The 6,239-nt window shown below is 43.9% G+C and carries 4 protein-coding genes and 1 rRNA gene; 1 reads left to right on the top strand and 4 read right to left on the bottom strand.

The features are described 5' to 3' along the window. The 4 genes from CWO13_RS14165 to rluD form a co-directional block, all read right to left on the bottom strand. A 16S ribosomal RNA gene (locus CWO13_RS14165) occupies positions 1 to 274 on the bottom strand; the annotation flags it as partial. A gap of 584 nt (positions 275 to 858) precedes the next feature. Continuing rightward, positions 859 to 3,432, bottom strand: a complete 2,574-nt coding sequence (gene clpB, locus CWO13_RS14155; RefSeq protein ID WP_108083094.1) for an ATP-dependent chaperone ClpB — start codon at positions 3,430 to 3,432, stop codon at positions 859 to 861. Positions 3,433 to 3,574: 142 nt separating this feature from the next. Then, positions 3,575 to 4,315, bottom strand: coding sequence for a peptidoglycan editing factor PgeF (gene pgeF, locus CWO13_RS14150; protein WP_108083093.1), 741 nt, complete (start codon positions 4,313 to 4,315; stop codon positions 3,575 to 3,577). A 1-nt stretch (position 4,316) separates the two neighbouring features. Beyond that, positions 4,317 to 5,291, bottom strand: a complete 975-nt coding sequence (gene rluD / locus CWO13_RS14145) for a 23S rRNA pseudouridine(1911/1915/1917) synthase RluD (protein ID WP_019820953.1) — start codon at positions 5,289 to 5,291, stop codon at positions 4,317 to 4,319. 137 nt (positions 5,292 to 5,428) lie between these two features. Here rluD and CWO13_RS14140 point away from each other — a divergent pair, with 137 nt between their 5' ends. After that, positions 5,429 to 6,157 carry an outer membrane protein assembly factor BamD gene (locus CWO13_RS14140; RefSeq protein ID WP_102432231.1) on the top strand — a complete coding sequence of 243 codons (729 nt, stop codon included), beginning with the start codon at positions 5,429 to 5,431 and terminating at the stop codon, positions 6,155 to 6,157. The last annotated feature ends 82 nt before the right edge of the window (positions 6,158 to 6,239 follow it).

The following is a 6,239-nucleotide window of genomic DNA, read 5'->3' as shown; positions in this document are numbered from 1 at the left end:
ATTACCTCACCAACTAGCTAATCCCACCTAGGCATATCTTGACGCGAGAGGCCCGAAGGTCCCCCTCTTTGGCCCGTAGGCATTATGCGGTATTAGCCATCGTTTCCAATGGTTATCCCCCACATCAAGGCAATTTCCTAGGCATTACTCACCCGTCCGCCGCTCGACGCCCATTAACGCACCCGAAGGATTGTTAGTGTCGTTTCCGCTCGACTTGCATGTGTTAGGCCTGCCGCCAGCGTTCAATCTGAGCCATGATCAAACTCTTCAATTTAAGATTTTGTCGGCTCAATGAATACTGACTTCAAAACTACAAACAGTAATTCTAAAGCTATTATCTTTCCAACAGAAAGATAATGAATTGACTGTGCCAAATACCTTCTTTCTACAAGAGAAAGTAGTTATTTGTATTGGTCACTCAGTTCATTGAAACCAAAGTTGATTCCGAAGAATCTGTTTTATCTAACGATAAAACGTTTTGATATTCATCAACGAGTGCCCACACAGATTGATAGGTTTAAATTGTTAAAGAGCTTTACTTGTTGAGCGTTCCTTTTAATAAGGAGCCTCTCGAAGTGGACGGCCATTCTAGCGAATTGGATTCCAGTGTCAAACACTTTTTCCAGCTAATTTTTCAAAGCATCTTAAATGCTTATCACCGTCTCGTTATTCAGTTCAAACCGCTTGGTTATCCTTGGCAACGGAGGCGCATTATAGAGAGAATAATCCTTTGCACAAGGCCAAAAACAAAAAAAAACCGCCATCGGCAACCGTTCGAACACAATTCACACAAAGCGTTCAAAATAGGTACGATTACACCTTAATTTTGGCCAATCGTACCTACAATTCTTACTTAAACTACTGGTGAGCAATAATGCGGTCGTTGTTTACTAATAGTTGTACTTTTTTATCTGGATTAATTTTTCCTGCCAATATTGCTTTCGCTAAAGGGTTCTCGACACTTTGTTGAATCGCTCTTTTCAAAGGTCGTGCACCATATACTGGGTCAAAACCGACTTGAGAAATTAACTTGAGTGCTTTATCGCAGACTTCAAGCTCATAGCCATTGTCTTCCATTCGCTTCTTGAGGTGCTCAAGCTGAATAGCGGCTATCGATTGAATGTGATCTTGACCTAATGGGTGGAACACAACGCTTTCATCAACTCGATTCAAAAACTCAGGACGGAAATGTTTGCCTACTACTTCCATCACCTCATTCTTTATTCCTTGGTAATCGAGCGTATTGAAGTTCTCTTGAATTCTCGAAGAGCCAAGGTTCGAAGTCATGATCACTACCGTGTTTCTAAAGTCGACGGTCCGACCTTGTCCATCAGTTAAGCGTCCATCATCAAGCACCTGCAATAATATATTGAATACATCAGGATGCGCTTTCTCTACTTCATCTAGCAAAATCACCGAATAGGGCTTGCGGCGTACCGCTTCTGTTAAGTAGCCACCTTCTTCATATCCAACGTAACCTGGAGGAGCACCAACCAAACGAGCAACAGAGTGTTTCTCCATAAACTCAGACATATCGATGCGCACCATTGCATCGTCACTATCAAACATGAAGTTTGCGAGTGTTTTACATAACTCGGTTTTACCAACACCAGTTGGGCCAAGGAATAAGAAGGATCCAATCGGCTTGTTCGGATCAGATAAACCAGCACGGCTACGACGAATCGCGTTCGATACCACTTCTACTGCTTCCGCTTGACCAATAACACGCTTGTGCAGAACACCTTCCATTTTAAGAAGCTTCTCTTTCTCAGCCTCTAGCATTTTAGAAACAGGGATACCTGTTTGCTTCGATAGTACGTCTGCAATTTCTGCATCCGTGACCTTATTACGTAGTAAGGTCATCTCTTGCATCTCAGCTTGAGTCGCAAGATCTAACTGCTTCTCTAATTCTGGGATTCGACCATATTGCAATTCAGACATTCGGTTAAGATCACCAGCACGTCTTGCAAAATCCATATCCATGCGAGCTTGTTCTAACTCGGACTTGATGTGTTGTGTGCCAGAAAGTGCGGCTTTCTCTGCATTCCACACTTCTTCGAGCTCTGCGAAATCTCGTTCTTTATCAGAAAGCTCTTCTTGTAATGTTCGAAGGCGTTTTTCACTGGCTTCGTCATTCTCATTAGTAAGAGCTTGCTGCTCGATCTTTAACTGAATGATCTTACGCTCGAGCTTATCTAGTGACTCAGGTTTTGAGTCGATCTGCATACGAATACTCGAAGCCGCTTCATCAATTAGATCAATCGCCTTATCTGGCAACTGACGGTCAGAAACGTATCGATGAGATAAGGTTGCCGCTGCGACAATCGCTGGGTCGGTAATTTCTACATGATGGTGAAGTTCATAGCGCTCTTTCAAACCGCGGAGAATTGCGACTGTGTCTTCCACGGTTGGCTCATCGACTATCACTTTTTGGAATCGACGCTCTAACGCGGGATCTTTCTCTATATACTGGCGATATTCATCGAGTGTCGTTGCACCTACACAGTGAAGTTCACCACGAGCCAATGCTGGTTTCAGCATATTACCCGCATCCATAGAGCCTTCACCCTTGCCCGCACCTACCATGGTGTGAATTTCATCGATGAAGAGAATGATGTTGCCCTCTTCTTTTGATAATTCGTTAAGAACTGATTTCAAACGTTCTTCAAATTCACCACGATATTTAGCACCGGCAATCAAAGAGCCCATATCTAACGAAAGTACACGTCGGCCTCTCAAACCTTCCGGCACTTCATTGTTGATAATACGCTGCGCTAAACCTTCGACTATCGCTGTTTTACCGACACCAGGTTCACCGATAATGACAGGGTTATTCTTAGTACGGCGTTGAAGTACTTGGATAGTGCGACGAATTTCGTCATCTCGGCCAATTACCGGATCAAGCTTGCCTTGCTCTGCTCTTTCCGTCAGATCAATGGTGAACTTCTCTAGCGCTTGACGTCTGTCTTCCGCATTCGGATCATCGACCTTTTGGCCGCCACGAACTTGTTCAATTGCTTGAGATAATTTTTGCTCGGTAAGACCTAGCTCTTTAAGTAGGTTTCCTAAAGGGCCTTTGTCTTCAATGGCAGCAAGTAGGAATACTTCTGAAGATATGTAACTGTCTTGACGCTTTTGCGCGACCTTATCACATAGATTAAACAGCGTTCCCATCGCATTCGATAGCTGAACGTCACCACCAATGCCACTGACTTTAGGCACTCGGTCTAATATTTCGCTCAATTTAGAACGTAATTGAACCACATCAATATTCAGCATGGTGAGCAATGGACGAATTGCACTACCATCTTGATTCAGCAAAGACACCATTAGGTGTACAGGTTCTATATATTGGTGATCACGACCTAATGCGAGTGACTGAGCATCAGATATCGCAATTTGGAATTTACTAGTGAATCGATCGAGACGCATGCCAACCTTCCTACTCTTAGATATGTTTATCTTATGCTTAGAAGATGGATACGGTAACGCGGATTTTCAAGGGATAAGAATGAAGAATAGAGTTTATATGAAAATATAAATGGGCTGGATGGCTAGTTGCACTAGCTAAAGATTACTCTAACCAAATAAAAGTAGCTTGGCGTCCCGTAATGCCATCACGACGATAAGAATAGAACGCATCCGCATCAGCGAAGGTGCATAGATTGGAGTCTATCACAGAAGTTACATCAACTTTGTTCAGTCGTTGCGTTGCAAGCTGAGACATATTCGCTAGCCATTTACCCTGTTCAGGCTTGGCTTTAAATGCAAGCTTAGCTTGAGGGTCAAAGCTAACAAACGCTTCCAACACATCATCGCCGACTTCAAAGGCTTGTTTGCCTATTGCAGGCCCAAGCCAAGCAATGATCTTATTCTCTGAATCTAGTTTCGAAAACTTTGCGACGGCATTTTCAAGAATTCCACCAGCAAGACCACGCCAACCAGCATGAACGGCAGCAACTTGAGTGCCTTTCGTATCAGTAAGGATTACAGGTAAACAATCAGCTGTCATCGCAGAACAAACAACACCTTTAGCAGTGGTAAATGCACCGTCAGCATCAAGAATATCCGCCGTAGGTTGTAAAACCGTAACAACATCTGTTGAATGGGTTTGATTTAGCCATACCGGAGTTGCCGGCATGTTCGCTTGCTGCTTAAGCCAAGTTCTATTGTTTTCAACAAGCGAAGCATCATCCCCAACATGCGTACCTAGGTTTAATCCTTGATACGCACCAGTAGAAAAGCCACCTAAACGTGTCGACGCAAATGCCTTCACGTTATTGGGTGCATTCCAGTTAGGGATGATCAACGACATATTAAATGTCTTCTTCTTTATTTTCGCGAGCATCAACACGTAACGCTTCAGCCATCACAACCATGTCATTTGGCACAGGAGCGTGGAACTCAACTTCTTCACCTGTAATTGGGTGAACAAATTTAAGCATGACTGCGTGCAGTGCTTGGCGGTCAAAAGAACGAATCATTGTTGTTAGTTCTTCAGATGCACCTTTTGGAATACGAGCACGGCCACCGTATGCAACATCACCTAGCAGCGGGTGCTGAAGGTATGACATGTGAACACGGATTTGGTGAGTACGACCCGTTTCTAGGCGTAGACGAATACGAGTATGCTCGCGGAAGTGCTCAGCAACACGGTAGTGAGTTACCGCTGGCTTTCCTAATTCATTTACGTCCATTAAGGTACGCTTAGTTGCATGACGGCTAATGCCTTTCTCTACAACACCACCAGCGGTCATTTTACCAATTGCAATTGCTTCATATTCACGAGTAATACGACGCTTAGCAAGAGCACGCACAAGACGAGTTTGAGCTGGAACCGTTTTAGCCACAACCATAAGGCCTGTTGTGTCTTTATCAAGACGGTGCACAATACCTGCACGAGGCACTTCTGCAATCTGTGGGTAATGGAAAAGCAATGCGTTTAGTATGGTTCCATCCGGTGTGCCTGCGCCTGGGTGTACAACCAGATCGCGAGGCTTATTGATAACCAATAAGTCATCATCTTCGTAGACAATGTCTAGAGGAATATCTTGTGCTTCCCAGCGTTCTTCATCTGCAAGTTCAGCTTGCAAGATGATCTCTTCACCGCCCAAAACCTTAACGCGCGGCTTAGTAATAACTTCGCCATCCACTTGGATTTTGCCGTCAAGAAGCCACTCTTTAATGCGAGAGCGAGAAAAATCGGTAAATAGTTCAGCGACAGCTTGGTCTAAACGTTGACCTAACTGGCTGCTTTTTACTGTGTCTGTTAATGTGATCTGCTGAGCCATATCGAACTTTTTTAAAAACCGTGAGACTAATACCCATTAGTATGGATAAAATAGAATAATTGCATCATTGTATCTGTTACTGGTTAGAAAGTAACGGAAGCTTACGAAATATTTAATTCAAGGAATCGACGCCTGACATGAAACACCTTACTTTATCGGGTCTATTAGCCGTATCACTCTTGGTTGGTTGTTCAAGTAGTGAAGAGATAGTGCCAGATGTACCGCCATCGGTTCTCTACTCTGACGCTCAAGAATCACTACAGAGCGGTAGCTGGCTTTCAGCAATAGAAAAGCTAGAAGCCCTAGACTCACGTTACCCATTCGGCGCCTATTCTGAGCAAGTACAGCTCGATCTGATTTACGCTTACTACAAAAATGATGACTTGGCACTTGGCCTTGCTACCATTTCACGTTTCCTACGTTTGAACCCAACTCATGAGAAACAAGACTGGGTTCTTTACATGCGCGGCTTAACGCACATGGCGCAAGACCGAAACTTCATGCACGATATTTTCAATATCGACCGTAGTGACCGAGACCCTGAGCCAGTGAAACTCGCTTTTGCAGATTTCAAGCGACTACTCGAACGTTTCCCTAGCAGCCCTTATGCTGAAGATGCACAAAAACGCATGTTCGCACTTAAGAACCGCCTAGCAGAATATGACTTAGCAACTGCGGACTTCTACCTACGTCGCGAAGCGTGGATTGCTGCTATTAACAGAACACAAGAGTTGCAAAAGACTTACCCAGATACCGTTGCTGCGCGTAAATCTTTAGAGATTCAGCTAGAAGCTTATAAACAACTAGGCCTAGATGATGCTGTGTTAAGAACTGAAAAGTTGATTGAGTTAAACCCACTACCTTAATCAACTTCTTACATCTCAACCCAAAAAGCGCGCTAGTTTACTAGCGCGTTTTTTTTGACCACATATCGCAAACTTGATGAAT

This window comes from Vibrio sp. ZF 223 (assembly GCF_003050585.1).
Lineage (GTDB): Bacteria > Pseudomonadota > Gammaproteobacteria > Enterobacterales > Vibrionaceae > Vibrio > Vibrio crassostreae.
Note: the sequence above shows the minus strand (reverse complement) of the source record. Positions and strands in the feature narration are given on the sequence as shown.